Below are 25,299 nucleotides of genomic sequence, written 5' to 3'. Positions count from 1 at the left end.
ACTCATTGACAGTGATCTGCTTGGGAGGAACGAGCGTCCCTTCCTGGCGACGGTTGGTGATGCGCGCGTACTCAACCTTCGCTTCCTTGAGCGTGGCGAACGTACGAGTCAACTGCCTGCGCTCCCGCCGACCCTGAACGACCCGACCTCGCCCCGGTGACCACAGGTGCCCCTCCTTCTCAGTGTTCCCGGACCCAAACTCGGCACCGCAGACGGCTCCTTCAGCGCCGAGGTCGCCCGCCGGCGCCTGGAAGCCTCCGCGGAGATCGGCCGGCACATCGGCAACAGCCACGAGTTGGCCCTCATGGTCCTCGAGGGCTACGCCTACCACCACGCCGAGGTCCCCCAGGCCGTCCGCAACTGCCTCGAGCGGGCCTACCGCAACGGGGCGCTCCGGGTCTTGTGCGCGACCAGCACCCTGTCCCAGGGCATGAACCTGCCCACCAAGACCGTCCTCGTGCCCGACACCTGGCGCGGCCAGGGCGACCGGGTGAGCCTCCGCGACTTCTGGAACACTGCCGGGCGGGCCGGCCGCGCCGGCCAGGAGACCGAAGGCCACGTCGTGCTGATCGCCAAGGACTCCAGCGCCGCTCAGGAACTGCGCCGCCACTCTGGACCGGGACAGGATCGAACCGGTCGTCTCCACGCTCGGCTGGCTCTACTACGAGCTGGTCATCGCCCGTCTGGGCCACCGGCCCGGCGCCGGCGAGGATTTCACGGCGCTGGACCTGGCCGACCCCGCCGGCGGGAAACTGGCCGAGTGGGCCGAGGGACTGGACATTCAGCTCCTGGCCCTGCTCGCCGAGGAGGTCGTCGACACTCCCGACCAGCACCTCCTCGAGCAGGCTGCCCAGGCGCTCCTCGGCGACACGCTCGCCGGACACCAACTCGGGGCCCACGGTTGGTCCTTGGCCCCGCTGGCCCGTTTCTCCGCCCGCCGCGTCGCCGCCATCGCCCAGCGCCTGCCCGACCGGCCCGCACGCGCCGCGATCGTCCGCTCGGGCCTCAGCGTCCAGGGCGCCATCGACGCACTCGCCGCCGCCGAGCAGATCCAGACCGCCCTCGACGTACGACCGGAACTGCTCACCGCCGAGCACTGGTCCAGCCTGCAGCACCTCATCCTGACCCTCGCCGCGGACGTGCACGAAGTCCAGCGCGGCATCCGCCAGAAGAAGGTCGCCGCCCCCGCACTCGTACCGCTGGCTACGGACTGGATCGCCGGCCTCCCGGCAGTTGACCTTCACCAGAGGCACCACGGCAACCTGCTCACCCCCGACATCACCGCGACGACCAGCGCGATCGACAAGATCATCGTCCAGGATCTCGCCTGGGTCGTCTCCGCGCTGCTCCAGATCCTCAAACTCCGGCGCGGTGTCCCCGCCGGGCCACCTGGCCGCCCTCCCCGCCATGATCAAATACGGGGTCGGCGGCCCCGCCGCCTGCTACGCCTTCAGCATCGGCATCCACGACCGCGCCACCGCGACCACCCTCGCCGCCAACTGCCCCTACCCGGAGCCGACCTTCCGCCAGTTCCTCGACCGGCTCAGCCAGCTCACCACCGACGAGATCACCACGCTCACCGACCCCGACACCGCCCGCCTCCTCATCCGCAGCACCGAACGCCGCAGACCCCGAGCCACCCAGGCAGCGATCCTCAGCGGCACCGGGACCTTCACCTGTCCCCTGCGCGGCGTCCGCCACAGCGGCAACGAGGCCCACCTCGCGCAGCTGCCGGCCGGTACCCCCCTCGATCTCGTCCGCGCGCCCAGCAACGAGGACGACTCGAACGCCATCCAGGTCCAGCACCATGGCATCTTCCTCGGATGGATCGCCCGGGAGATCGCCCGTCCGCTCGCCCTCGCCCTCGACGAGAACCCCGCACCCCGCGTCTACGCAGGGCTCGCCACTGACGCCCGATCGATCGCAAGCAGATCGGAGCCGATCAGCTCCACGTGCACAACGCGGTCACCCTGACCATCACGCTCGCCCCTGGGTGATCGTCGCCGACCGTTCCCACATCGGCGCAGGGCCGTGGGTCACCACCCTGTTCGGGGCCGACCACCAGACGGTGAACTCTCACCAGCTCAGATGCCGACAGCCAACGGCAAGCAGACCCTCACCCGCGCACTCGGGGACAGGCCCCCAGCGCCCAGCGATCAAGCAGACGAAGAAACACGAGCGTGAAACAATTAAAGGTCCACTCGCACTGCTCAGAGGTCACCATGCCCCCCAGCTGGTCCCTTTTCGGGACAACTGGCCACCTGGGGCCAGCAGCTCCGCGCAGGGCGTCACGCACCCTCGGACACCTCATTGATATACGCACCCTGACAGGGCCTGACCTGCCCAACGGCGTGCCTGACCCCCCATCAGGACGGGCGTCATGAGCGTCATTTCAGCGTCAAGATATCGCCCGTAACGCCCACAGCGCACATAACACGCATCGAAAAGACGCAGGTCAGGAGCCTTTCACGGCGGTTCAAGGATCGCCACGCACTCCACATGGTGCGTCATAGGAAACACGTCACCCGTAGCCGGAGATAGCAGAGCCGCAGGTCGACTGCAGTCTCCGGCTGACCTCAACGACGACGCCGAGACGCGGAGCGTCAGACGAGCGTCGAGTACACGGCGACGCAGGAGGTCTTCCCCGCCGAAGCTGCCGCGGTTGCGGAGAGCGGCGAAACCGTCCGCCGGCATGCGCAGGAGGTTGATCGCCGCGCTATTGGGCGGACCGGACGTGCTGACCAGCCGCGGGCAGCCCGGTCCGAAGCGGCGCGGGCGAGGATGTCTGGGCAAGGGGCAGGCATGCGCCGTGCCTTGCCCGGCGTCGGCGCACGCCCCGTGTGACGTGAGCGAGCGTGTCCGTCACCGAGCGGGCGCAGTCCTGCGGCGAGAACGGTCGCCGACACTTCACGGTGTCACGACCACGCACACACAGAACACGCCGGTCCACAAGGGCTGCGGTGATCCTCGGCGGTTGCGGACTCCGAACCCCGCAGAGCCGACGAGCAGCGCGACGGCCTCGCGGAGAGGGTCAGGGGCAGACGGAGCGAACGGAGCGGTACGGAGGCGCTGGTCGAGATGCCATGGCTGTCCGGCGTTACGCCCCCTCGCCGAGACTTCCCCGGCCGCTCCGACCGTCTGAGGGTGCGACGGTGGCGCCGGTGGCCGCCGGACGGACCTCGTTGCGCAGGAGCAGCGCTGCCGTGCTGGTGAGCGCCAGGGGCACGCACAAGAGGAAGAGAATGTGCGAGATGCTCCATCCGGCGCCGATCATGACTCCGCCGAGCAGGCCGCTGGCGAGTGTGCCGATGCGGCCGACACCGCTCATCCATCCCATGCCCGTGGCGCGCAGGGTCGGCGGGTACGCCAGGGCCCCGACTGCCTGCAGCGCGCCCATGGAGCCGCCGAGGCACGCGCCGAGCACGAAGATCAGGACGAACATCCCGGCGAGGCCCGTGCCCACAGCCGCGGTGACGCAGACTGCGAGGGCGCTGAGGCCCGATGCCAGAGCGAGGAAATGGAAGCGGTCGTGCCGCCTGAGGCCGAAGGACGCCAGGAGCTGTCCACACAGGGTCCCGGCGCCGAACAGCCCGACGGCGACTCCGGTGCGGGCCGCCGTCAGCCCGGCTCGCTCCGCCATGAGCGGCAGGTAGTTGAGAAGGAGAAAGACCGCCCCCAACAGGACGAAGTAGCACAGCCAGATGAGGAGTGTGGTCGGCGCGAAGGAGCGGGACAGCAAGATAGCGCCGATCTTCCGCATCGGTTGCTTCTCGTCGTCCCGGGCACGGGTCAGATCGACGTGGGAGGTGTCCCGGCCCGGCGCCAGCAGGGCGAGGCTCTCCTGGATCTGCTCGGTCGGTCGTCCACGGGCGAGCAGGACGCTCACCGATTCCGGGACATAGGCCATGACGAGAGGGACGAGCAGGAGGGGGGCGAGGCCACAGAGCGCGAGCACCGCGGGCCAGCCGACGTCTGGCAGGACTGTCGATGCGAGGAGCCCCCCTGCGACCGTGCCCGCCGCGATGCCCGAGAAGGCGAGGGCCACCACAGGTGCGCGGCGCGCAGCCGGCGTCGAGTCGGCCACGATCGCCATGACGACCGGGGCCACACCGCCGAGTCCTGCGCACGCCACGACGCGCAGGACGGCGAAGATCTCGATGGTCGTGGCGAGCGACATCGCAGCCGTCGCCGTCCCGAAAACCACGATTCCGGCTGCGGCCATGCCCTTGCGCCCGTACCGGTCGGCCAGCGGTCCCGCCACCGCCCCGCCGACCGCCATGCTCAGCACGCCGGCGGTCACGGTGGTGGTCACCGCGCTCATCGGTGTGCCCCATTCGCGCATGAGGTGCGGGTAGACGAAGCTCGCGATGGTGATGTCGAGGCCTTCGGCGACCATGACCACGAGGCCCAGTAGCGCGACGAGTCGCTGCCGCAGTCCCATCGGAGTCGAGTCGATGAACTCCTGGACGCTCAGCTGCGGTGAAGGGGCCTGCCCAGAACCAGGCAGGGAGTCGAGGGACATGGGAGGGGACCTTTCGTTGGGCGGGCGGGACGCGCCGACGCTCGCGTCGCTCGACTCGGTTCCGGTCAGGTACCGGTCCACTTCGGGAGGCGCTTCTCGACAAAGGCACGCGGGCCTTCTACCGCGTCCCGGCTGCGCATCCGCCGCTCCTCCCACGCGTACCGAGTGGCGAACGCCCGGTCCAGCGGCAGGGCGGCTGAGACCGTTGCGGCTTCCTTGGCGGCGCGCAGGGACAGCGGTGCGCAGCTCAGTACGTCCTCCAGCCAGCGCTCCAGACAGTCGTCCAACCTGTCGGCCGGCACCACCTCGTTGACCAGGCCCAGTTCGTAGGCGCGAGCCGCAGTCATCCGTCGGCCGGTCAACAGGTGTCCCATCGCGATGCGGAAGGGCGCCTGCCGGGAAAGTCGGAACACCCCTCCGGCGCCCGCGATGAGTCCGAGCCTCGCCTCGGTCAGCCCGAACTCGGCGTGCTCCGCGGCGATCACGATGTCGCAGGCCAGGGCCAGCTCGAAACCACCGCCCAGGGCGTATCCGTTCACGCGGGCTATCAGCGGTTTGGACATCGAGAACCGCTCGGTCAGTCGGGGCCAGCCTGGTTGGTCGCGGCTGCCGAAAGTGGAGGTGGCAGTGCCCTCGTCAATCCGTTGGGCCAGTTCCTTGAGATCCTGGCCGACGGAGAAGGACCGCTCGCCGACGCCGGAGAGGACACCCACCCAGATGTCGTCGTCCGACTCGAAATCATCCCAGATCTCCGCCAGTTCGGCGTGCATGCGCAGACTCATGGCGTTCAGTACCTGCGGACGGTTCAAGGTGATGTGGGCAACTCGGTCGCCCTTGTCGTAGCGGACGCATTGCAGCGCGTCGAGCATCCGTCGTCCCTGTTCGTCGAGTGTGGATTGGCTTCTGGCGCAGACCGGTGGGCGTGGGATGGTGGCGTATGCGCAGGCCCAGGTGCGGCACGGCGCGATGCGGGACCCGCGCCGCCGGGACGGGGCGAAGTCGCTCCGGCGGCCACGCGGGCCGGGCGAGGTGTTCACACGGAGCCGACTGGTCGACGCCGACCGCGGGAAGCCGACCGGCACAGGGCCGCGCCCGGTTTCGCGGCCGTCCCCGCCGTGTCAGAGCAGTGACCGCGACCACCGCTCCACCGCTTCGGCGGTCGTCGCCGAATGTTCCTCCAGCATCGTGAAGTGGTCGCCGGTCACCTCGGCAGCCTCATGAGGGAGATGCCAGGAGGCGATCCGCACCCCGTCGCTCCCGTACGGTGTTGCGGCCTGCACCAACAGGGTGGGCGCGGCGATCGGTTCGGGCTTCCAGTCCCTGAAGAGTCGCCGGTAGGCTCCCATCGCGGTCAGCCGGTGGTCGTCGATCGACACGAGCCGGTTGTCGCGCTCCAGCATCCCGCCGACCATCAGCGCGTACCCGCGCGGGTCGTCCCCGCTCGCCGGGGTGTCCAGAAGCGCGACGCCGTGGGGAGTCCTGCCCCCGCGCTCCAGGGCGGCCGCCACCTCGTGGGCCAGCCAGCCGCCCGCGGAACGGCCGACGAGCAGCAACGGGGCCTCCCCCACCGTCTCGGTGATCGTCCGGGCGTGCAGCTCCGCCAGGACCTCCACCGAGTCCGGCAGCGGTTCGCCCGGGAGGAAACCCGGATGGACGAGGGCCGCCGCCCGCCACGCGTCGCTGAAGCCGTCCGCGAAGCGGACGTAGACGTGCGGGCCGGCGATCGCGCTGAAGGAGGGCAGGCACACTACGGTCGGGCGTGCCGACTTGCGGCCGAACCAGACCGGGGTGCGCCGGACGGCCGGGTCCGCGGGGTCGGTGAAGGTCCTCCGCATCCGTGCGGCGGTTTCGGCGAGAGCCACGGCATCGTCGATGCGCCCGGCGGCGGCCGCGTCCCGGAACAGCCCCGTCAGCAGGCCTGCGTCGCCGCCCTCGCCGGACCGGCCGTCATCAGCGGGCCGCCCGGAGGAGGCGTCCTCCAGTCGGGCGTCGACGAAGGCCGCGATCGAGGCCAGGTCCTCGCAGTCGAGGACGAGCGTGGCGGGCAGGCGGAGACCGAGCGTGCGGCTGAGCCGGTTGCGCAGTTCGATCGCGGTGAGCGAGTCGAAGCCCAGCTCGCGGCGGGTGCGGTCTGCGGGGAGCGGCGCACCCGTGTGACCGAGGGTCTGCGAGGCCTCGGTCCGTACGAGCTCGGTCACGGCGGCGAGCCGCTCGGCCCCGGTCAGACCGGCGAGGGGCCCGGCGACTCCGCCCGCTCCGTTCGCTCCGCCCGCTCCGCTCGCGGTGGCCTCGTCGCCCGGGTGGTCGAGGGAGGGGACCGCGTACGCGAGCGGCGCGCCGGGCGCGGTGGTCGGCAGGGGCTGGTCCTCGACCCAGTAGGGCCGGTACTGGAAGGGGTACGTGGGGAGGTCCACCAGTGTGCCGTGCCCGTCGGACAGCCGGCTCCAGTCGAGCGTGCCCCCGTCGACGTGCACCTGGGCCAGGGCGACGAGGAGCGATTCGGTCTCCGGGCGGTCGGCGCGCAGGGCCGCGGCGAAGACCTGGTCGTCGGCCTCGGGCACGATCCGCTGCGCCAGAGCGGTCAGGACACCGCCCGGGCCCACCTCCAGCCAGCGTACGGCGCCAGCTTCCCGGGCCCGCGCCACCGCGTCGGAGAAGCGTACCGGGCGGCGCACGTGCCGTATCCAGTACTCGGGGTCCACGACCTCGGCGGGCAGCCCGGCCAGCGCGGGTTCGTGGAGCTCCAGCCCTGCGACGACATCCCGGAACTCCTCCAGCATCGGGTCCATCAGCGGTGAGTGAAAGGCATGGCTGACCGTCAGCCAGTGGGTGCGCAGCCCTCGTTCGCGCCAGACGTCCACCAGCTTCCGGACCGCGGTCTCCTCGCCGGAGAGCACCACGGACGTCGGACCGTTGATCGCGGCCAGTGCCACCCGGTCCTCCAGGCCGGCCAGGGACGCCGCGGCCTCGGCCTCGGAGACCTCCACCGCCGCCATGGCGCCGCCCGGCGGCAGCGCCTGCATCAGACGGCCCCGCGCCTCCACCAGGCGGCAGGCGTCCTCGAGGGACATCACGCCCGCCGCATGGGCCGCGGCCACCTCGCCCACGGAGTGGCCCACCACGGCGTGGACCTCGACGCCTAGGCCGCGTATCAACCGGTACAGGGACACCTCGACCGCGAACAGGGCCACCTGTGCGTAGCGGGTCCGATCGAGAAGCCCGTCCCGCGCCTCCCCGAAGACGACATCCTTCAGGGGCAGCCCGGTGTGCTCCGCGACGGCGTCGAACGACTCCGCGAAGAGGGGGTGGGCCTCGTACAGTTCCCGTCCCATGCCGGGGCGTTGGCTGCCCTGACCGGAGAACAGCAGCGCGGTGCCGCCCGGCCGGGCGATGCCGCGGATCTCGCGGGTGCTGGCGCCGCCCCGCAGGAGTACCGCCCGGTGCCGGAAGACCGCGCGCCGGGCGAGCGTGAAGCTCACGTCCACCGGGTCGGCCTGCGTCTCCTCGGCGCACGTCCGCAGCCGCGTGATCTGGTCCCGCAGCGCTCCGGCGTCGCGCCCGGAGAGCGGCCAGGGCACCAGGGACGGTACGGCGTCCCGCGAGCCGTCGCGGGACGGGCCGGTGGCCCTGTCCTGCCCGGGTTCGGGCGGGGCCTCCAGGATCACATGGGCGTTCGTGCCGCTGATCCCGAACGAGGACACCGCCGCCCGGCGCGGCCGGCCCGTTTCGGGCCAGGCGCGCCGGCTCGTCAGTAGTTCCACCGCTCCCGTCGACCAGTCGACGTGCGGTGTCACCTCGTCCGCGTGCAGTGTCCTGGGCAGGACGCCGTGCCGCATCGCCTCGATCATCTTGATGACGCCGCCGACCCCGGCCGCGGCCTGCGTATGGCCTATGTTCGACTTCATGGACCCGAGGTAGAGGGGGCGGTCGGCGTCGCGTTCCCGGCCGTACGCGGCGAGGAGCGCCTGGGCCTCGATCGGGTCGCCGAGCCTCGTGCCGGTGCCGTGTCCCTCGACGACGTCAATGTCCCGCGCCGTGAGGCCCGCGTGGGCCAAGGCCTTGCGGATCACCCGCTGTTGGGACGGGCCGTTGGGGGCCGAGAGTCCGTTGGAGGCACCGTCCTGGTTCACCGCCGACCCGCGCAGGACCGCGAGCACCGGGTGGCCGTTGCGCCGGGCGTCCGACAGCCGCTCGACGAGCAGCATTCCCACGCCCTCGGCCCAGCCGGTGCCGTCGGCCCCGGCACCGAACGCCCGGCACCGACCGTCGGGCGACAGGCCCCGCTGCCGGCTGAAGGACAGGAAGGCGCGCGGTGTCGCCATGATCGTCACTCCGCCGGCCAGCGCGAAGTCGCACTCCCCGGAGCGCAGCGCGTGCGCCGCCTGGTGTAGGGCGACCAGTGACGACGAGCACGCCGTGTCCACCGTCACCGCCGGGCCCTCGAAGCCGAACGTGTACGAGATGCGGCCCGAGGCCACGCCCCCGGACAGGCCCGTGACGAGGTAGGGCTCCAGGGCGTCCGGCACCTGCCCGGTCGCGTAGTCGTGGTGGACGACACCGGTGAACACGCCCGTGTCGCTGCCGCGCAGCGAGGTCGGGTCGATCCCGGCGCGCTCGAACGCCTCCCAGGCGGTCTCCAGGAGCAGTCGCTGCTGGGGGTCCATCGCCTGCGCCTCGCGGGGCGCGATTCCGAAGAACTCCGCGTCGAACAGGGCGGCGTCGTGCAGGAATCCTCCCTCGCGGGCGTTGCACGTGCCGGGCCGGTCGGGATCCGGGTCGTAGATACCGTCGATGTCCCAGCCCCGGTTCGTGGGGAATCCGGAGATGGCGTCCCGCTCCTCCAGGACGAGCCGCCACAGGTCCTCGGGCGAACGCACGCCGCCGGGATAGCGGCAGGCCATGCCCACGACGGCGATCGGCTCGCGGCTCGCGGCCGTGGCACTGCGCAGTTGCCGACGGGTCTCGTGCAACTCGGCGGTGACCTTCTTGAGGTAGTCGACCAGCTTCTCCTCGGTGCCCGTCACGTCACGGTCCCTTCAGTTCGTTGTCGATGAGGTCGAAGAGCTGGTCGACCGTCGTGGCTTCGGCGATCCGGTCGCCGAGCGAGGTCTCGTCCGCGCTATCGGAGTACTCCGGCTCCGGCGAGTCGTCGGCGAGCCGCGCGGCTAAGGTGCGCAGCCGTTCGACGAGCCGGTCGCGCGCGGCGCCGTCGGGGCGGTCCCGTTCGACGGACGCCTCCAGCCTGGCCAGTTCACCGAAGACCGTTCCCTCCGGTGCCCCGGTCTCACCGTCTTCCCGGGCGAGGCCCGTGGCGTGGAGCGCGTTGAGCAAGTGGTGAGCGATGGCCGTCGACGTCGGGTGGTCGAAGGCCAGGGAGGCGGGCAGGTCGAGTCCGGTCCGCGCGCCGAGACGCTTGCTCAGGTCCATGGCGGAGACGGAGTCGAGTCCGAGGTCGGTCATGCTGCGGTGGGGCTCGACCTCGTGCGGGGAGTCGAAGCCGGCGACGCCTGCGACTTCCGTTCGGACGAGCTCGGTCAGCGTCCGTTCCCGCAGTTCCTCGGAGAGGCGCGCCAGGTCGGCGCGGAGCCGTTCCACGGCCGGGGGCTCGTCCGGCGGGGACGCGGGTGCCGGCATCGCTGCCTGCGCGGGAAGTCCGGCGTCCGCCGCCCCGGACGCGAGCCAGTACCGCCGGTGCTCGAAGGGGTAGACGGGCAGGTCGACCGGGTGCGCGGGGTATCCGGCGAAGAGCTCCGGCCAGTCGACGGGGACGCCGCGCGCATGGGCCAGGGCCACCGCTTCGAGGAGCGAGCGCACCTCGGACCGTCCGCGGCGCAGCCCTCCGCACAGGGCGAGTCCTGAGCCAGGCACGCAGTCGCCCGCCATGGTGGTGAGCTGCCGGTCGGGGCCGAGTTCGAGGAAGGCCGTGATCCCCTCGCCGGGCAGCGCGCGTGCGGCGTCCGCGAAGCGGACGGTCTCGCGGACGTGGCGGACCCAGTAGTCGGGGGAGCGGAGTTGGTCCGTCTCGGCGAGCTGACCGGTGAGGTCGGAGATCATCGGGAGGAGGGGCGGCCGGTAGGTGAGCTTCCGCGCCGTCGCTCTGAACTCCTCCAGCATGGGGTCCATGAGCGGCGAGTGGAAGGCGTGGCTGACCCGGAGTGCGGTCACCCGGCGCTTCCGCGTCCGGAACGCCTCGGCGACGGCCCGTACCGCCCCCTCGTCGCCGGACACCACGACCGAGCGCGGGCCGTTCACCGCGGCGACGGCCACGGTCTGGGCCGTGGTCGCGAGCACGGTACGGACCTCGTCCTCGGTCGCCTCGATCGCGACCATGGCGCCGCCGGCCGGCAGTGTGGCCATCAGGCGGCCACGGGCCGCGACGAGCGAGGCGGCGTCCTCCAGGGACAGCACCCCGGCCGCGTGTACGGCGGCCAGCGCGCCGACGGAGTGCCCCATGACGAGGTCGGGGACGATGCCCCAGGACTCGACCAACCGGAAGAGGGCGCTCTCCAGGGCGAACAACGCGGCCTGTGTGAAGTCGGTGCGGTCGAGGAGCGCGGCCTGCGGCGTGCCCTCGGGAGCCCACATGACGCCACGCAACGGATGGGATAGGTGCGGGTCGAGGGCGGCGCAGACCGCGTCGAGCGCCTGGGCGAAGACGGGGTAGGCGGCGTACAGCTCCTTTCCCATTCCGGGGCGTTGACTGCCCTGGCCGGTGAACCCGATGGCCAGTGACGGTTCCACGGACGCCTCGTCCGTGGCGACGCCCGTGTCCTGGCCGGCGGCGACGGCCGCCAGTCGGCGCTCCAGTTCCGCGGCCCCCTCCACGACGAACGCGGTGCGTCGCGGGAAGGCGGTACGAGTGGTGGCGAGGGCGGCCGCGAGGTCGGGGACGCAGAGCTGCCGGTCCGCGCGCACCCGGTCCAGCAGGAACTCGGCCCGGCGGCGCAGGGCCGGACCGGTGCGGGCCGACAGCACGACCGGCACGGCGTCGGGGAGTCCGGCCGGCGGGGCGGCGGGCAGGGGGTCGGGGGCCTGTTCCAGGATGAGGTGGGCGTTCGTGCCGCTGACGCCGAAGGAGGACACGGCGGCCCGGCGGGGATCCGTGGTCTCGGGCCAGGCGGTGTGCTCCTGGAGCAGGCGTACCGCCCCGGAGGCCCAGTCCACGGCGGGGGTGGGCCGGTCGACGTGCAGGGTGCGGGGCAGTTCGCCGTGCCGGATCGCCTGCACCATCTTGATGACGGCGCCGACCCCGGCCGCGGACTGGGCGTGGCCGATGTTGGACTTGACCGAGCCGAGCAGCAGCGGGCGTCGCGGGTCGCGGTCCTGGCCGTAGGTGGCGAGGAGCGCGTTGGCCTCGATGGGATCGCCGAGGACGGTTCCCGTGCCGTGCGCCTCGACGGCGTCGACGTCGGCGGGCGTGAGGCCCGCGTCGGCCAGGGCCCGGCGGATGACCTGCTGCTGGGCCGGTCCGCTGGGTGCGGTCAGGCCGTTGCTGGCACCGTCCTGGTTGACCGCGCTGCCCCGGATCACGGCGAGCACGGGGTGGCCGTTGCGGCGTGCGTCGGAGAGGCGTTCCAGGACGACGACGCCGACGCCCTCGGACCAGCCGGTGCCGTCGGCGCCCGCGGCGAAGGCCTTGCACCGGCCGTCGGAGGCGAGGCCGTGCTGGCGGCTGAACTCCACGAAGGTGCTGGGGGTCGCCATGACGGCGACGCCGCCGGCCAGGGCGAGCGAGCACTCGCCGCGGCGCAGGGCCTGCGCGGCGAGGTGGATGGCGACGAGCGAGGAGGAACAGGCGGTGTCGACCGTGAGGGCCGGGCCGTTGAGGCCCAGTGTGTAGGCGAGGCGCCCGGAGGCGACGCTGCCGGCGGTGCCGGTGCCGAGGAGTCGTTCCAGGTCCTCGGGGAGCGGGCCGGGGTTCTCGGCGTAGTCGTGGAACATCAGCCCGACGTACACGCCGGTGTCCGTCTGCCGCAGGGCGGTCGGGTCGATGCCGGCGCGTTCGATGGCCTCCCAGCCGACTTCCAGGAGCAGTCGCTGCTGAGGGTCCATGGCGAGGGCCTCGCGCGGGCTGATGCCGAAGAACGCGGCGTCGAAGTCCCCCGGCGCGTCGAGGAATCCGCCGGATCCGGTTGCTGAGGTGCCGGGCTCCGTGCCGTCGCCGCGCAGCAGCCGCTCCAGGTCCCAGCCGCGGTCGGTGGGGAACGCGCCGATGGCATCGCGGCCTTCGGCGACGAGCCGCCACAAGTCCTCCGGAGACGCGACGCCGCCGGGGTAGCGGCAGCTCATGCCCACGACGACGACGGGGTCGTGATCCTGGTCGGGGTCGTTGGCGGCCCGCATGGGGCACTGCTCGGTGGCGCCGTCCGGCCGGCGGCCGAACAGCGCGTGCTCCAGGGCTGCGGCCAGTGCCGCAGGTGTCGGGTGGTCGAAGGCGATCGTCACGGGCAGGCGCAGCCCGGTCCGCGCGGCCAGCCGGTCTCGCAGGGCGACGGCGGTGAGCGAGGTGAGCCCGAGGTGGGTGAAGGTGCGGCCGGTCTCGATGCGCCCTGGCTGGTCGAGTCCGAGCACCCGTGCCGCCTCGTCCCGTACGAGTTCGGTCAGCGCCCGCTCTCGGGCCCTGGGGGGCAGCCCGTCGAGCCGGCTCCGCAGCCCGTCGTCGGCGGCCGGGCCGGCACCGTCGGCGGGCGCGTGGAGCAGCTGGCGGAGCCGGGCGGCTCCGGTGGACCGCGCCGTCCACGGGTCGGTACGCATCACGACGGCCTGGCCGCCCGCCGTCGCCCGCCCGGCGTCGAAGGCGTCGGCCGCCTCCCGGGCGGTGAGCGCCGCGAGGCCCGGCGGTGTCGTGTCGGGGGCGTCCCCGTCGGCGGTGATCGGGCCGAAGGCCAGGAAGATGGCGTGGTGGGCGTCGTGGGTGAGCGCGGCGGCGTAGGCCGTGGCTTCCGCCGTGGCGGGGTCCGCGGGGTGGGTGCCGGGGTGGACGAGCGCGCCGCACAGGGTGAGGGTCGTGTGCCCGGTGTCGCGGGTCAGGGTGAGCAGCCGGCCCGCGGCCGTCGCGTCGGCGAGCGTGGCCACCGGGTGGACGATCAGGTCGAAAGGACGGTCCGGGCCGAGGGCGGCGAGCAGGGCGACGGCGCCCTCGGGCGTGTCCGGGAGTTCGCCGCGTACCGTCACCGTGGCGCCGAGCCGCGTCAGTTCGGCGGCCAGGGACTGGGCCGCGACCGGGTCGGCATCGGTGAGGGCGAGGTCACGAACCCCGTGGTTCAGTACGAGGTGGGCCGCGAGGACGTGTGCGAGGCGGGTGCCCGCACCGGTCACGAGGGCGGTGCCGCCCTGTCGCGGCGGCACCGCGGCGACCTCGGCCGTCGCCCGTACGCGGGCCAGCCGCGGCACGAGGACCTCCCCGGCGCGGACGGCGAACTCTGGCTCCCCCACGGGTGCGTCCAGGATCGTGCGCCAGGCGGCGACGAGCGTGTCCTCGGTCCGCTCCCCCGGCTCCAGGTCGACCAGAACTGTCCGGCCGGCCCCGGGGGCGAGGAGCCGGGCGCGCGCGGCCGCGGCGGCCGGGTCCACCCGCTCGCCGGGGCGGCCGGCCACGGCGCCCCGGGTGAGGACGACGGTCCGGGCCCCGGGCGGTCCGTCCGTCTCCGAGGCGGGCGGCGCGGCGAGCACGTCGGACAGCGCGCCCGTGTCCGCGGGGCCGACAGCCAGCAGGCAGCCGTCGAACGGCCCGGCAGCACGTGCCGCCGCCACGTCGGGGAAGGACTCGGTGACGCCGCCCGCCCGGCGCACAGCCTCGGTGAAAGCCGGGTCCCCGACTCCGATCACGGCCCAGCGCGCCGCCGGTCCGGCCGTCGCCTCCGCTGCCGACGACGCGTCGTCGGAGCCGGCCGGCGCCGCCTCGGGTTCCCACCGGACCCATCGCGTGCGCCACAGGTGGTCGTGGTGGCTGGTGCCGGCGCCCCGCAGTCGGGCGGGGAGGAGTGGCAGCCTGCGGCGGCTGACCTTGCCGGAGGCGGTGAGCGGCAGGGCTGCGGTCTCGTAGAGCTCCGCCGGAACCTTGAAGTAGCTGAGCCGGTCCCGGCAGGCCGCCAGCGCCTCGGTGGGCGACCAGCCCTCGGCGGCGGGCACCACGTAGGCGACGGGGACTTCGCCCAGTGCCTCGTCGGGGCGGCCCGTCACGGCCGCGTCCACGATGCCGGGGACGCTGCGCAGGACGTCCTCGATCTCGCCGGGCTGGATGTTCTCCCCGGCCCGGATGATGAGCTCCTTGACCCGGCCGGTGATCGTCAGGTGCCCCTCGGTGTCACGCCGGGCCAGGTCTCCGGTGCGGTACCAGCCGTCGCGCAGCGCGGCCGCGGTCTCCTCCGGCCGGTCGTGGTACCTCAGCATCAGGCTGGGGCTCTTGACGAGGACCTCGCCCTCGTCGCCGGCCCGCGCGTCGAGGCCGGTGCGCGGGTCGAGCAGGCGCAGTTCGGTGCCGGGCACCACGGTCCCGCAGGTGTCGGGCGGCCGCGGGGAGTCGGGGCGGCTCATGGTGATCGCACCGCAGGTCTCGGTGGAGCCGTAGCTGTTGACGAGCGGAGCGCCGAGCACCCGCTCGACAGCCGAGGCGAGCGCCGCGCCGGTCGCCGCGCCGGTGACCACGCAGACCCGCGGCTTCGGGACCGTCCGGCCGGTCTCCTCGGCCGCCTCCACCGCCTCGACCAGCTGGAAATACATGGACGGGACGCCCAGCAGCAGGGTGTACGGCTCGGCGCGCAGGGCCTCCAGCACGTCCTGGGCGCCGAAGCCGGGGAGGATGCGCGCGGTGGCGCCGGTGACGGTCACGCCCAGGACGCAGAGGATGTGCGCGAGGCTGTGGAAGAGCGGCAGCGGCCATAACAGCCGATCGTCGGGGTCCAGGCCGAGGACGCCCTGGTAGGAGTGGTGGACGGACCACAGACAGGCCCGCTGGTGGGAGACCACGCCCTTGGCCGCCTCGGTGGTGCCGGAGGTGTAGAGGATCCAGGCCGGCTCGTCGAGGCCGAGGTCGTCCCGCGGTCCCTGTGCCGGCTCCCTCTCGGCAAGCTCCTCGAAGGCGAGGGTGCCTGCCGCGGGGGTGCGGGCACCGGAGGCGTCGCCGTGGGCGAGAACGACGAGCATCCCCTCCCGCGTCGCCCTGATGCGCTCGACCTGCTCCAGGTGGGCGCCGTCGGTGATGACGAAGCGGGCCCCGCTGTCGTCCAGTTGATGCGCCAGTTCGGCGTCCGAGGACTGGGGGTTGACAGGTACGCCCACGGCCGCGGCGCGGGTGACCGCGAGATAGCTTTCGACGGTCGTGACGCTGTTGCCGAGAAGGATCGCGACCCGGTCGCCGCGCTCCACCCCGGCCCCGGCCAGGTGGCCGGCCAGCCGCCCGGTGCGCTCGGCGAGCCGCGCGTAGGTGACCTCGCGCTCCTCGTCGGCGAACGCGACCTGGTCCGGGCGGTCGAGCGCATGGCCGCGCAGCACTTCGGAAAGTGGCCGGATGTCTTCGACGTGCGTCACTCGTACGCTCCTGCCTGCTTGAGCTTGCTCATACCTCTGCCGTGACCGGCGAACTCGCCTTGGGCAACGCTAGAAAGTGTGGGTCGGCGAATACAACCCCTATTTCCTCCCCTGATCCAGCGCCTGTTTCGGATTCCACAAGGAGTCGTCCAGAAGCTGTGCAGAAGGCATTCAGTCCGCCTACCCGAACCTGGCTGAGTCCAGCCAACGCAGTGCTGCGGATGCCCGCCCGGCGGGACGTGGCACGTTTCGGATCGGGAAGGTCGCGCATGCCGTCCAGTCTCACTGGAATACCCACTGAATTCGATGTCATCGTTATCGGGGGCGGGCCGGCCGGTGCCACCACCGCCGGACTTCTCGCCAAGCGCGGACACCAGGTGCTGATTCTCGACCGCGAGCGTTTTCCGCGTTACCACGTCGGCGAATCGCTTATTCCGGTGGTGATGGCCCCCATGGAGGAAATGGGGCTCACCGAGCGGCTGGAGCAGCGCGGATTCGAGCGCAAGTACGGCGGGACGTTCGTCTGGGGAGACGAGCAGGCGGCCTGGGACTTCTCCTTCGTCGACGGCGGCGACTATCCGTTCGCGTACCACACCCGGCGCGCCGACCTGGACTCGGTGATCCTGGACCGGGCCCGGGAGTTGGGGGCGTACGTCGTCGAGGACGCCACGGTGAAGGAGCCCGTCGAGGAGGACGACCGGGTCACGGGCGTCCGCTTCACCGTGCGCGGCGGCAAGGAGACCTACGAGGTCAGGTCCGCCCTGGTGGTGGACGCTTCGGGCCAGGCGCGCGTCCTCACCCGCAAGTACTCGGAGATCCACTGGCATGACAAACTCCGCAACGTCGCCGTGTGGACGTACTTCGACAACTGCGAGCGGCTGCCCGGCGACCAGTACACCAACATCCTGATCGAGGGCATCGAGAACGGCTGGTTCTGGGGGATTCCGCTCGACAAGGGGACGGTCAGCGTCGGTTTCGTGACGCCGAGCACGGTCGCCGGCGAGAGCGACCAGGGCCTGGAGCGGCTCTTCCGCGACGAGGTCGAGAAGACCACGAAGCTCAAGCACATGCTGCGGGACGCGCGTCAGTCGGCCGGTTTCCGCAGCGCCCGGGACTGGTCGTACACGAACCAGACCGTCTACGGGAAGGGCTGGGCCGCCGTCGGTGACGCGGCCGCGTTCGTCGACCCGCTGATCTCGACCGGTGTCGCGCTGGCGACGACCGCGGGCAGCATCCTGTCCCGGGTCATCGACAAGGTCCTCCAGCACCCGGAAATCGAGGAGGTGGCGCTCAAGCGCTACGCCACCGCCTACCTGAGCTTCTTCAACGAGGTCCGTTCCTTCGTGGAGCGCTTCTACGACCGTTCGCTGAAGAAGGAGGACTACCACAAGCTGGCTCAGTCGATCATCGACCCGGAGCAAAAGAACACGCCGGCGAACGACTTCGTCACGCTCCTGGCCGGCCTGCGCGGCAAGCACCTCGCACTGGACATCACCGTCGACGACCTCGTCCCGGAGACCCAGCCCTCTGCCACCGCCGAGAACTGAGCCGACCGGCCGACCGTCAAAGGGAAGGAAGAACAGGTGCACGCCAAGAACTCCGCCTCCACGGCGACAGACCGGTACGACGTGGTGATCCTCGGCAGCGGCATGGCCGGGGGCATGCTGGGCGCGGTGCTCGCGCGCAACGGGGTGAAGACCCTCATCCTGGACGCGGGCACCCACCCGCGTTTCGCAGTGGGCGAGTCGACCATCCCGTACACCTCGGGCATGGCGCGGCTCATCGCGAAGCGTTACGACGTGCCCGAACTGAAGGCCTTGTCGAACTACAAGGGGACCATCGAGGAGATCTCCCCCAACTGCGGACAGAAGCAGAACTTCGGCTTCGTCTACCACCGCGAGGGGCAGCCGCAAAATCCGCAGGAGATCAACCAGCTGGTGGTCCCGATCGACCTGCGCACCGAGACCCACCTGTTCCGGCAGGACGTCGACGCGCACCTGTTCCACGTGGCGCTCACGTACGGCGCCGACGCGCGGCTGGCGACCCGGGTCACCGAAATCGACATCGACCCGGACGAGGGCGCGGTCCTGCGCACGGAGCACGGCGAGGAGTTCCGGGCCTCGTACGTGGTCGACGGCAGCGGGTTCCGCTCGCCGCTCGCGGAGAAGTTCGAGCTACGCGAGACGCCCACGCGGGCCCGGACCCACTCACGCTGCATCTTCACGCACATGATCGGGGTGAAGCCGTTCGACGACTCGCCCACCGCGCGGCAGCACGACCAGCCGAGCCCGTGGCACCACGGCACGCTGCACCACGTCTTCGACGGCGGCTGGCTCTGGGTGATCCCCTTCGACAACCATGCCGCGGCCCGCAACCCGCTGTGCAGCGTCGGCCTCACCCTGGACCCGCGAAAGTACCCGAAGGGCGACACGCCCCCTGAGCAGGAGTTCCAGGACTTCCTCGCGCGGTTCCCCGAGATCGCCTGGCAGTTCGAGGGGGCGAAGGCGGTCCGCCCGTGGGTCTCCACCGGTCGGCTCCAGTACTCGGCCAAGACGGTTGTCGGCGACCGCTACTGCCTGACGTCCCACGCCGCCGGGTTCATCGACGCGCTGTACTCGCGCGGCCTGGCGAACACCCTGGAGCTCGTCAACGCACTGGGCTGGCGGCTCATCACCGCCTCCCGCGACGGCGACTGGTCCAAGGAGCGGTTCGCCCACGTGGAGGCGCTCCACCAGGGGTTGTTCGATTTCCACGACGACCTGGTCTACAGCTCGTTCGTCGGCTTCGGTCACTACGAGCTGTGGAACGCCGTCAACCGGACCTGGATGCTCGGGACGATGAGCGGCAACATGATGGTCGAGGACGCCTACTACCGGTTCAGCGAGACCGGCGACGCCGACGTCTTCCTTGAGGCCGAGCGGTCCGGCAACCCGGGTTCCCCCCTCCCGATCAGCGAGACCTTCGTCCGCATGGGCAAGCTTACCCGTGAGCTGTGCGAGGCGGTCGAGGCCGGGACCGTCGAGCCGGGTGCCGCCGCCGCGCGCATCCACGAGTACATCCAGAAGGAAGTGGACTTCATCGCGCACGCCGACAGGTTCGGCCTGCCGGAGAACCGCTGCTTCAACATGACGCGGGAGCGGATGGACGCGGCCGAGGAGTGGTCGCGCACCCAGGCCCCGCCGGAGATCGGCAAACGCATGCTCAACGCCGCCCGGGGCATGGCGCTCGCCAAGGAGGCGGAGGCCGGGACCGGCTCCAGCGACTACTGATCCCGGTTGCCCGAACCCGGCCGCCGAGGCCGGATTTCCGGCCCGGCGCCTTCCCGCCGAACGACCTCGTGGACACGCCCCCTCCCCCTCCCCCCACGAGGCCGTCCGGCACTCCGGGTCTTCCCTGTCCGCATCCCTGTGACCGAGGCGAGTGAGGAACCATGTCGCACCAGCGGTACGAAGCCGATCTGCGCCGCCTGTTCGCCGGATTCCCCACGGGTGTCTCCGTCGTGACGGCGCAGGCCCCGGACGGCACCCCCTGGGGGATGACGTGCACATCACTGTGCAGCGTCGCCCTCGACCCGCCCATCCTGCTCGTCTGTCTGCGCGCCGGCAGTCCCACCCTCGGCGCCGTGCTGGACAGCGGGTCGCTGTCCGTGAACCTGCTCCACCAGCACGCCCGGTCCACCGCCGAGCTGTTCGGCTCGGGGGCCGCGGACCGGTTCGACCGGGTGCCGTGGGTACCGGCCCGGCACGGCGGCCCGCATCTGGTCGAGGCGGCGCACACGATCGCCGATTGCACGGTCACCGCCGATCAGGCCGTCGGTGACCACACGGTGGTGATGGCCCGCGCCACGCTGGTCACCTCGCTGCGCCGGCCGATACCCCTGCTGTACGGCATGCGCCGGTACGGGTCCTGGGCTGAGGACATGGAGAACGGCTTCCTGTCGTACGACTTCATCTCCTGACGACTGCGACGGAGGGAACGGCAGACCATGGACGTCCCTGTGATCCATCCGTATCCGATGCCCGGCCCGGACCTGGACATCGAGAACAGGGTCGACTGGACCGCGGACCCCGAGCGATCCGTCCTGCTGGTCCTCAATATGCAGGGCTTCTTCCTGCGGCCCTACGCCCGCAGCACGTCCCCGCTCGACGCTCTGCTGGCCAACTGCTCGGCCCTGCTGGCAACGTGCCGCGAGCTGAGCGTGCCGGTCGTCCACACCGTGCAACCCGGCACCCAGGCGCCGGGCGAGCGCGGCCTGCTCACGGACTTCTGGGGCAAGGGCCTCGACGACGTCCTGGAGGACGCAGCCATCGTGGGCGAGCTGGCTCCGGACGTCAGCGGCGCCGTGCTGTCCGCCTGGCGCTACAGCGCCTTCTTCGGCTCCGGCCTGGAGCGGCGGCTGCGGCAGCTGGGCCGCGACCAGCTCGTGATCTGCGGCGTGTACGCGCATCTGGGCTGTGTCACCACGGCGGTGGACGCGTTCAGCCACAACCTCGAGGTCTTCCTCGCGGCCGACGCGGTCGCGGACTTCAGCGCCCGCGAGCACCGGGCGGCACTCGCCTGGGCGGCTGGCTGCTGCGCGGCGGTGCGACCCACCGCGCAGCTCACGGCGGAGCTGCTGGGCGCCGCCCGTGCGTACGGAGCATGAGTTCCCGGCCCGCCCGGCGCCGCCCGTGCGGGGGCCTCCGTTCCGCTCGACAAGGCCACCCTGCAGGTCTACTATTTTTACATGTACAAAAACTCGGCACGAGAGGAACGGGCCGTAAGCCCCGGAGGGGTCCTGTGGACCGTCTCCGTAGCCCAACTCATGGTCTCGCTCGACGTCTCTGTGGTGAACGTCGCTCTGCCCTCGATGCGGACGGCGCTCGGCTTCGACGAGTCGGGGCTGTCCTGGGTGGTCAACGCCTACACACTCACCTTCGGCGGACTGCTGCTCCTGGGCGGACGGGCCGCCGACCGGTTCGGCCGCAGGCCGCTGCTCCTGATCGGTCTCGCGCTCTTCGGCATCACCTCACTCCTGGGCGGCCTCGCGCAGGATCCGGGCCAGCTGATCGCCGCGCGTGCCGTGCAGGGGGTGGGCGCGGCACTGGTCGCCCCAGCCGCGCTCGCGGTCCTGACGACGAGCTTCCCGGCCGGGCCGCAGCGCGGCAGAGCCCTCGGCGTGTACAGCGCCGTCACGGCCGGCGGTGCCGCCGTCGGCGTCGTGGTGGGCGGTCTGCTCACGGAATACCTCAACTGGCGCTGGGTCATGCTGGTGAACGTCCCGATGGCGCTGGTCGGCATGTGGCTCGCGCATCGTCACGTGGCGGCGGCCGGTGCGGGCGACACCGCCCGAAGGCTCGACGTGGTCGGTGCGATCCTGGCCACCCTGGGCACGTCGCTGCTGGTCTTCGCGCTCGTCAGGACCGAGACCGAGTCGTGGGGTTCGGCGAGCACGATCGGCAGTCTGGCCGTCGCGGCGGTCCTGCTGACCGGATTCTTCGTCTACGAGGGCACCGCCGCCAAGGAACCACTGCTGCGGCTGCGCGTGCTCACCAACCGGTCGGTGGCCGGCGCGAACCTCTACATGATGATGGTCTCCATCACGATCTTCACCTCCTTCTACTTCGTCTCCCTCTACCTCCAGCAGGTCCTCGGGTTCGGTGCGCTGAGCGCCGGCCTCGCATTCCTGCCGTTCTGCCTCGGTCTCGTCGTGGGGTCGCTGTACGCGGTGAAACTGCTCGCCCGGTTCTCGCCCCGGCAGCTGCTCATCGTCGGCGGGATCATCGGCGCCGCCGGGATGTACTGGTTCAGCCTGATCAGGCCCACCGGCACCTTCCAGGCCGACGTCCTCGGTCCGTCCCTGGTGACCAGCTTCGGCATCGGGCCGCTCCTCGTCCCGATCGCCAACGCGGCGACCGCGGGGGTCGCCCCGCACGAGGCCGGCATGGCGTCGGGCCTGCTCAACAGCGCGCGCCAGCTCGGCGGCAGCATCGGACTGGCCGCCATGAGCACGGTCGCGGCCGCCGCCACGTCGAACGCCCCCGGGTCGGTCTCCGCGGCCGCGCGGCTCACCGAGGGGTACGGCAGGGTGTTCGCGTCCAACAGCGGTCTGCTGGTCTTCGCCGTCCTCGTCGCCGTGATCCTCCTCCCCCGTATGAGTCCGAGCTCCCTACCGGGCCCGGCGGCCCGCAAGGACGCCGGGCCCGGGCCCCGCCCCGGTGGGCGGAGGGAGGAGGCGACTCCCGCGGAACGGGGCTGACGCCATCGACCTCACCCACCACCCGACCGGCCGCGCGGGGCAGCTTCCGCGCGGCCGGTCCGTCATGTGCACGGCCTCGCGCCCACTCCCCCACACCGTGCGCCTCCCGCACGCCGCGCACCGCGCCGGCCTCGGGGAGAGAACGTCCAGCACTCCTTCAGAGGGCTCCGCGCAGACTGGAGTCGTCACGGCCCGAGGAGGTGCACAGGATGGTGTTGGTCGAGCGGGAAACCCACCTCGCGCAGCTGTCCGACCTGTTGGAGAACTGTCTGCACGGAGCCGGCAGCGTCGCCGTCCTCCGGGGCCCGGTGGCCGTCGGCAAGACGGAACTGCTGCACACCTTCGCGGAGCGGGTGGCGGGTGTCCGGGTGCGCTTCCTCGGGGCCACCGCCTCGCCGACGGAACGGCACCTGCCCTTCGGCCTCCTCAGCCAGATCCTGCACGGCACCGACGCCGGGTACACCCAGCGGGCCGAAACCGTCATCGGCGGCGGGGTCCTTGCGGACGGCGCGGTCGGGCCCGAGGCCCTCGAGGGCGTCTCACGGATCTTTCTCGACATGAGCGCCGATGAGCCGCTGCTCATCGGGGTCGACGACGTCTGCCACGCGGACGCCGACTCGCTGCAGTGCTTGCTCTTCCTCGCCCGGCGGCTGCGCCGGTCGCGCATCATGCTGATCCTCGGCGACCAGGACCGCTCCGGCTCGCGGCAGGCGGATCTGCGCACCGAGCTGTCCCGCCATCCGTACTGCACGCAGATCCGGCTCGCCCCGCTCACGTGCGACGGCGTCGCGGCACTGCTCGCTCACGACCTCGACGCGCACGTGGCGCACAGTCTCGCCGCGGGCGCGTTCGCCGTCACCGGCGGCAACCCACTGCTCGTCAGGGCGCTGGCCGAAGACTGGGAGGCGTCCACCCGGTCGGCGCGGACGGAGCCGCCCACCGGTCTCGTGGTGGGCGACCGCTTCGCCGAACGAGTCGTGAGCTGTCTGCACCGCCTCGAACCGGACGCACTCGCCGTGGCCCGGGCCGTGGCCGTGGTCGGGGAGACGCACCGTACGGAGTTCATCGCCCGGCTCGCCGAGGTCGGCACGATCGAGGCCCGCGCGCTCGTCGAACTGCTCGACGAGTCGGGTCTGCTGCACCGGGGCCGCTACCGGCACCGGGCCGCCCAGGAAGCCGTCCTCAGGGACTTCGAAGCGCCCGGGCGCATCGCGTGGCACCGGCGCGCCGCCGCGATGCTGCACGCCGAGGGCGGCCGTTCCACCTCGATCGCCCACCAACTCATCGCCGCCGGGGAGACCCGCGAACCATGGGCCCCGGCCGTGCTCCGGGAGTCCGCCGCCAGCGCGACCGCCAGCGGCCAGGTCGACTTCGCCCTCGACTGCCTCGAACTTGCCCACTCCCTCGCCAGCGACGAGCAGCAGCGCGCCGTGAGTCGTGCGGTGCTCGCCGAGGCCGAGTGGCGTGTCGAACCCGCACGCGCCGTGCGCCACCTCGGCCCGCTCACAGACGCGGTGCGCCACGGCCTGTTGACGGGTCGTCAGTCCCTGGCCGTGCTCGAGTACCTCCTGTGGCACGGCCGGGTGGACGAGGCGAGCACGACGCTCGACCGGCTCGCCGCGACGGCGACCGGGCCGGAGGCCGCGGAGCTCGGTGCGGTGCGCGCCTGTCTGGAGCTCTGCTATCCCGCCCGGCACCGCCGCGCGGGCACCGGTGCCCCGGCCTCCGCACCCGTCGACCCTCGTGTCAGCGCCTCACTTGTCGGCACCGTGCTCACGGCCGTACGGGGCGATGTGGCGGTGTCGGGCGATCACCTGTGGCAGGGCCTGCGCACCGACGAGCCGCTGTCCAGGATCTCCTTGGGCCTGCTCGCGCTGGCCAGACCCGAGCGCCTGGCGACGGTGGCGCCGTGGTGCCTGCCGATGCTCGCGGACGCGGCGGGCCACGACGGCCCGGACTGGCAGGGCCTGTTCACGGCGGCGCGTGCCGACGCGGCGCTGCTCCAGGGTGACCTGCGGGCCGCGGGCGAGTTCGCGTCCGCGGCGCTGGACGAGAGCTCCAGGGCACACTGGGGTGTGCTGGCCGGTGCGCCACTCGCCTGTCTGCTCACCACCGCGGCGGAGACCGGGCGTCTGGAGGACGCCGCCGCGTATGTGAACATGCCGGTGCCGGCCGCGCTGCTCGAGACGCCGTTCGGCCTTCGGTACCTGCGGGCGCGGGGGCAGTACCACCTGGCGGTCGGCCGGCCCTACGCGGCGCTGAGCGACTTCAGGACCTGCGGCCGGCTCCTGCGTGACTGGCAGGCCGACGGCCCCCGGCAGGTGCCGTGGCGGATCGACGCCGCCCAGGCCCTGGTGCATCTCGACCGCCGGGACGAGGCGCGCACGCTCCTGGAGGAACAGCTCGACGGCCTGCCCGCCGACGACTTGCGTGCGCTCGGCCAGGCGCTGCGGCATCTGGCCGCGACACTGGAGCCGCACGAGCGGCCGCCGCTGCTCACCGACGCCGCGGAGGCGTCGCAGGCGGCGGGTGACCGGGTGGAGTTCGCCCACATCCTCGCCGACCTCGGCAGCGCCTACGCCGCCACCGGCGATTCACGGCGGGCCAGGCCGGCTCTGCGCCGCGCATGGCGGGCGGCCCAAGAGTGCCACGCGGAGCGCCTCGCCCAGTCCCTGCAGCCGGGTCTCACGCGTACGACGTCGGCCGGGGCCGCCTCCAGGGGCCCTCGCCTCGGCGGCGACCGCGCGGCGGACCTCAGCGCGGCCGAGCGGCGGGTCGGGGCGCTGGCCGCACAGGGCCGCAGCAACCGGCAGATAGCGCAGCGGCTGTGCATCACCGTGAGCACGGTCGAACAGCACCTGACGCAGGTCTACCGAAAGCTCCAGGTGCGGAATCGCACCGATCTGCCGGTATTCCTGGAGACGCCGGAAAACACGTCAGGGGCGGAACCCTTACTCGCCCAAGCCATTCCTGATTCAGCCCCCTATTCCCCCTAGCGGGCACGGTGACT

General features: G+C 72.0%; 12 protein-coding genes. 8 read left to right on the top strand and 4 right to left on the bottom strand.

What is annotated here, in order from left to right:
• The first annotated feature begins 304 nt into the window (after window positions 1–304).
• Both AB0M97_RS21605 and AB0M97_RS21600 read left to right on the top strand, forming a co-directional pair.
• Window positions 305–1,237 carry a helicase-related protein gene (locus AB0M97_RS21605; RefSeq protein WP_365962575.1) on the top strand — a complete coding sequence of 311 codons (933 nt, stop codon included), beginning with the start codon at window positions 305–307 and terminating at the stop codon, window positions 1,235–1,237.
• Window positions 1,238–1,407: 170 nt separating this feature from the next.
• Window positions 1,408–1,974: an HIRAN domain-containing protein gene (locus AB0M97_RS21600; protein WP_365962545.1), complete on the top strand. Its 567-nt coding sequence runs from the start codon at window positions 1,408–1,410 to the stop codon at window positions 1,972–1,974.
• A 1,123-nt stretch (window positions 1,975–3,097) separates the two neighbouring features.
• On the opposite strand, the gene AB0M97_RS21595 is transcribed toward AB0M97_RS21600, so the two are convergent.
• The 4 genes from AB0M97_RS21595 to AB0M97_RS21580 form a co-directional block, all read right to left on the bottom strand.
• A complete protein-coding gene (locus tag AB0M97_RS21595) occupies window positions 3,098–4,441 on the bottom strand; it encodes an MFS transporter (RefSeq protein ID WP_365962544.1) in 1,344 nt (447 codons plus the stop codon).
• A gap of 146 nt (window positions 4,442–4,587) precedes the next feature.
• A complete protein-coding gene (gene dpgD / locus AB0M97_RS21590; RefSeq protein WP_365962542.1) occupies window positions 4,588–5,391 on the bottom strand; it encodes an enoyl-CoA-hydratase DpgD in 804 nt (267 codons plus the stop codon).
• A gap of 249 nt (window positions 5,392–5,640) precedes the next feature.
• Complete coding sequence (locus AB0M97_RS21585; RefSeq protein ID WP_365962541.1) at window positions 5,641–9,546, bottom strand: beta-ketoacyl synthase N-terminal-like domain-containing protein; 3,906 nt, start codon at window positions 9,544–9,546, stop codon at window positions 5,641–5,643.
• Between the two features lies 1 nt (window position 9,547).
• Complete coding sequence (locus AB0M97_RS21580) at window positions 9,548–16,051, bottom strand: beta-ketoacyl synthase N-terminal-like domain-containing protein (RefSeq protein WP_365962540.1); 6,504 nt, start codon at window positions 16,049–16,051, stop codon at window positions 9,548–9,550.
• 221 nt (window positions 16,052–16,272) lie between these two features.
• Here AB0M97_RS21580 and AB0M97_RS21575 point away from each other — a divergent pair, with 221 nt between their 5' ends.
• The 6 genes from AB0M97_RS21575 to AB0M97_RS21550 all read left to right on the top strand — a co-directional run bounded on the left by AB0M97_RS21575 (window position 16,273) and on the right by AB0M97_RS21550 (window position 25,285).
• Window positions 16,273–17,598, top strand: a complete 1,326-nt coding sequence (locus AB0M97_RS21575) for an NAD(P)/FAD-dependent oxidoreductase (RefSeq protein WP_365962539.1) — start codon at window positions 16,273–16,275, stop codon at window positions 17,596–17,598.
• 36 nt (window positions 17,599–17,634) lie between these two features.
• Window positions 17,635–19,320, top strand: a complete 1,686-nt coding sequence (locus tag AB0M97_RS21570) for a tryptophan 7-halogenase (protein ID WP_365962538.1) — start codon at window positions 17,635–17,637, stop codon at window positions 19,318–19,320.
• Window positions 19,321–19,481: 161 nt separating this feature from the next.
• Complete coding sequence (locus tag AB0M97_RS21565; RefSeq protein WP_365962537.1) at window positions 19,482–20,009, top strand: flavin reductase family protein; 528 nt, start codon at window positions 19,482–19,484, stop codon at window positions 20,007–20,009.
• A 27-nt stretch (window positions 20,010–20,036) separates the two neighbouring features.
• On the top strand, window positions 20,037–20,696 hold the full coding sequence (locus AB0M97_RS21560; RefSeq protein ID WP_365962536.1) for an isochorismatase family protein: 660 nt from the start codon (window positions 20,037–20,039) through the stop codon (window positions 20,694–20,696).
• Window positions 20,697–20,777: 81 nt separating this feature from the next.
• The gene (locus tag AB0M97_RS21555; protein ID WP_365962535.1) at window positions 20,778–22,289 is read left to right on the top strand and encodes an MFS transporter; all 1,512 of its coding nucleotides are present in this window, start codon (window positions 20,778–20,780) and stop codon (window positions 22,287–22,289) included.
• Between the two features lie 209 nt (window positions 22,290–22,498).
• Window positions 22,499–25,285: an AAA family ATPase gene (locus tag AB0M97_RS21550; RefSeq protein WP_365962534.1), complete on the top strand. Its 2,787-nt coding sequence runs from the start codon at window positions 22,499–22,501 to the stop codon at window positions 25,283–25,285.
• Window positions 25,286–25,299 lie beyond the last annotated feature (14 nt).

It is taken from the genome of Streptomyces sp. NPDC051207 (assembly GCF_040682395.1).
GTDB lineage: Bacteria > Actinomycetota > Actinomycetes > Streptomycetales > Streptomycetaceae > Streptomyces.
This window is presented reverse-complemented; position numbering and strand designations above follow the sequence as displayed.